Below are 3,535 nucleotides of genomic sequence, written 5' to 3'. Positions count from 1 at the left end.
CCCCGAAGCCGAAGGTGACACCGAAGCCGGCTCTCGCCCCGGCCCCGCCTCCGGCGCCCGCGGCGAAGCCAACGCCCAAGCCCAAGCGTCCCGTTCCGAGCAGAACAACCAAGCCATCGCCATCCGTGACATATCCGGCGTACCACGCCCCGTCCCGCAACCGGCCGCCGCGCGGCGGCCCGTCCCTCGTCTCGCTCACCCTGCTCATCACGGCGCCCGCGGTGCTCGCCGTCGCCGCGCTCCGCCCGCGCTGACCGCCGGAGGTCCCCATGTCGGAATGGCTTGTTCTCACCCTCGCGATGGCGGCCGCCTGTGGCGTCGTGCTCGTCGTGACACTGCTGCGGCACCGCAGGACCGGCGCGGACTACGACGCGTCGGAGACGCCTGACGTCATCGAGTACATGACGATGATGATCGGCGTCGTCTACGCCATCGTGCTCGGCCTCGCCATCGCGGGCGTCTGGGAGGCGCGCGGCGCCGCCCAGGAACACGTGCGGGTGGAGGCCCAGGCGCTGCACGAGATCTCGGAGCGGGCGCGCATCTACCCGGAGGACGTCCGGGACCGCATCCGCGCCGATGTGCGCACCTACGTCAGCCATGTCGTCACCACGGAGTGGGACGCCATGTCCGACAAGGGTGAGCTCACCGACCGCGGCGCCGATCTCCTCGCCCGGATCCGCCACGACGTCACCGACTACGAACCGAAGTCGGACTTCGAGGCCCAGGCGTACCAGCCGCTGGTCGACGAGGTGGCGGCGGCGGACGACGCGCGCAGCGCCCGCGCGGACAGCGTCGGGGCGACCATGCCCGGCGTGGTCTGGTTCGGGCTGATCATCGGCGGGCTCGTGACGATCGGCATGATCTTCGCGCTGCAGATCCGCCGCACCCCGCGCGAGCTGATCCTCGCCGGTCTCTTCTCCGCCCTCTTCGCCTTCCTGCTCTTCCTCATCTGGGACTTCGACGCCCCGTACAGCCGGGGCATCGCGGCGACCGCGGAACCGTTCAAGGCGCTGTTCCCGGGGCTCGACGGCTGAGGGTTTGTCACCTGCGTGGCTAGTCCCGCGTGCGCCGCCGGTCCACGGTGGTTCCTCCTGTCCGAGTGGAACCGCGTGGAAGGGACCAGCGGTGAGACGAAGAGGATTTGTGGCGGGGACGATCGGCGCGCTCTCCGGGATCGCCCTCGGTTCGGACCCGGCCCGGGCCGACGCGCCGACGCCCCGGCCGGGAGACCGGCGAACCCCGCAGGACCGGCGCACGCTCCAGGACGGGCGGGCCTTACAGGACTGGCGGGTCGTCCCGGCGCCCGGCAGCATCCCGGCCGCACAGCTGCGCCGCATCGCCGCGGCCGGGCCGGGACTGGCCTGGGCCGTCGGCGAGGAGAACCTCACGGTGTCGTCGCAGACGCGGGCACTGGCCATGTCCTGGAACGGCAGCACCTGGTCGAAGAGCGACCTGTCGCACTTGGACTACACCGGCCGCCTGAGCGACGTGGCCGGTGTCTGCTCCACCGCGGCCTGGAGCGTAGGCCTCCCCAGCGGGAACGCGAGCCCGCTGCTGCGCTGGAACGGGACGACCTGGCGCGAGGCCACGTTCCCGGGCAGGGGCGAGCCGGGTGTCCGGCTCGACTCGGTGGCGGTCGGCGCCGATCGGCGGGTGTGGATCTGCGGCACCCGGGCCGGCGCGGCGCGGCTGCTCCTCGGGGACGGGGGACGATGGCGATGGCTCGACCCGCTGCCGGTCGCGAGCGCCAACCTGTACCGGATCTTCCTGCGCACACCGGACGAGGTCTGGGTCAGCGGTGACCAGGCCTCGGGTGGCGGCTGGTCGGGTCTCGTGGCCCGGTGGAACGGCTCCTGGACGGTGCTGCCCCCGATCGCGGGCGCCCGCCTGGGCATCGCCGACGTGCACGCGGCCGCCGCGGACGACGTATGGGCCGTGGGCACCGAGGCGGGCGTCGGCGGACCACCGGGACGCCCCGGCAACCCCGCCCTCGCCCACTGGGACGGCACGGCGTGGACCCGGGTGCAACCCGCCTTCACCGTCGGGGCGTTGTCCGGGATCGCGGGCGACGCGCAGGGCCGGGCCGCCTGGATATCGGGGTGGAATTACCAGGACCAGAGCCGCAGTACGTACTTGCGCAGGGACGGCGCCGACTGGACCGTCGTCCGGGGCCCGGCGAGCGAGACGAGGGCCCCCTACCTGAACGACGTGACGGCCGTCCCCGGCACCGCGGGGTTCTGGTCCGTCGGCATGACAAGGAGTTCGCCCTACCCGCCGACCGAGGCGTACACGGAACGTCTCGACGCCTGACGCCCGTCCCATCGGGCGCGCCATGGCCCCTGCTCATGCCTGCCCACCCTGCCTACTCCTATGGCCGTGAATCGTGCTGCGCCGCGCCCCGGTCCGGCGCATTCTGGTGCCATGCCCTGGCAGTCACCGATCATCATCCATCCACCCGCCGCCGACGGCGGCCGACGGGTCACCGTGCGCGGACAGGACGCCGGCGTCGCGCACGGCGACCGCGACCTCGTGGAGTTCCTGCGGCGCGCGGGGCTCGGCGAGGCCGACATCGAGCTCGACGACCCGCACCTCGTCGAGTGGCGCGGCGGACCTCACGTATGGCCCGAGCCGTAACCTCGGCCCGGGTCCCGGCCCGAACCGCGCGGGCCCGAACCGCGCGGGCGCTGAGCGCCGCCACCGTCCGGCCCCGCGCCCCTTCCCATACGGAGCCGCCCCCTCCGGTGCGCCGCGCCGTGCCGTTCCCCTGACCGGCGGACAGGATTGCCCCGTTCGCACGACACCGATCGCGGGGGCACGGGAGCATACCTAGCGTTTCCGGCATCGAGGTGCATTCCAGGCGTCAGCGGAAGAAGGTCCGCGGCTGCTCCTCGGGGACCCGGAGGATCCACCATGCACGCGATACGCGTCGCTTCGGCAGCTCTGCTCACCGCCACCGTCCTGACGCTCACGATCCCGCCCGCGTCGGCGAACGTCACGCGCGACGAGACGAACAACAACATCACCTCGTTCGGCTTCCGCGTGACCCCCTCGACGGTCGCCGCGGGCGGCCAGGTCACCCTCAGCGTCGACGGCTGCGAGGGCGACACCAAGGTCACCTCCGGGATCTTCGACGACGCCCACATCCCCAAGGGGCAGGCCTCGACCACGGCCAAGGTGTTCTGGGACGCCAAGCCGGGGGCGATGTACGAGGTGACGTTCGACTGCAAGGGCGAGACCGGCAAGACGGACCTCACCATCGCCACCGGCCGCCCCGACGGCAACAACCACCAGAACCCGAACCAGAATCACGACCAGCAGCAGTATCCGAACCAGAACCCCGTCCACAAGGGCGTCAAGGCCGGCGTCGGCGGCAGCCTCGGCGGGCTCGACCTGCACGAGATCGCCCTCGGCGGCACACTGATCCTCGGCACCCTCGCCACCGCCTACTACAAGACGCGGCGCCGCACCGGCGACGACAGCTCCTGACCCGCCATCGGCACCGCCTCGCCCCCGGGACGTCTCCAGGTCCCGGAGG

5 protein-coding genes are annotated in these 3,535 nt (G+C 72.5%); all 5 read left to right on the top strand.

Going from position 1 to position 3,535, the window contains the following annotated elements; genetic code table 11:
* The first annotated feature begins 125 nt into the window (after positions 1 to 125).
* The 5 genes from GKQ77_RS33725 to GKQ77_RS29920 all read left to right on the top strand — a co-directional run bounded on the left by GKQ77_RS33725 (position 126) and on the right by GKQ77_RS29920 (position 3,486).
* The gene (locus GKQ77_RS33725; protein ID WP_258022213.1) at positions 126 to 254 is read left to right on the top strand and encodes a hypothetical protein; all 129 of its coding nucleotides are present in this window, start codon (positions 126 to 128) and stop codon (positions 252 to 254) included.
* A gap of 15 nt (positions 255 to 269) precedes the next feature.
* Positions 270 to 1,034 carry a bestrophin-like domain gene (locus tag GKQ77_RS29935; RefSeq protein WP_219692253.1) on the top strand — a complete coding sequence of 255 codons (765 nt, stop codon included), beginning with the start codon at positions 270 to 272 and terminating at the stop codon, positions 1,032 to 1,034.
* A 109-nt stretch (positions 1,035 to 1,143) separates the two neighbouring features.
* Positions 1,144 to 2,310, top strand: a complete 1,167-nt coding sequence (locus GKQ77_RS29930) for a hypothetical protein (RefSeq protein WP_219692252.1) — start codon at positions 1,144 to 1,146, stop codon at positions 2,308 to 2,310.
* 111 nt (positions 2,311 to 2,421) lie between these two features.
* On the top strand, positions 2,422 to 2,634 hold the full coding sequence (locus tag GKQ77_RS29925) for a hypothetical protein (protein WP_219692251.1): 213 nt from the start codon (positions 2,422 to 2,424) through the stop codon (positions 2,632 to 2,634).
* Positions 2,635 to 2,910: 276 nt separating this feature from the next.
* The gene (locus GKQ77_RS29920) at positions 2,911 to 3,486 is read left to right on the top strand and encodes a hypothetical protein (RefSeq protein ID WP_219692250.1); all 576 of its coding nucleotides are present in this window, start codon (positions 2,911 to 2,913) and stop codon (positions 3,484 to 3,486) included.
* The last annotated feature ends 49 nt before the right edge of the window (positions 3,487 to 3,535 follow it).

Source organism: Streptomyces anatolicus (genome assembly GCF_019400875.1).
In the GTDB taxonomy this organism is placed as follows: Bacteria; Actinomycetota; Actinomycetes; order Streptomycetales; family Streptomycetaceae; genus Streptomyces; species Streptomyces anatolicus.
The sequence above is the reverse complement of the archived record's forward strand: the minus strand, read 5'-3'. Positions and strand labels throughout refer to the sequence as shown.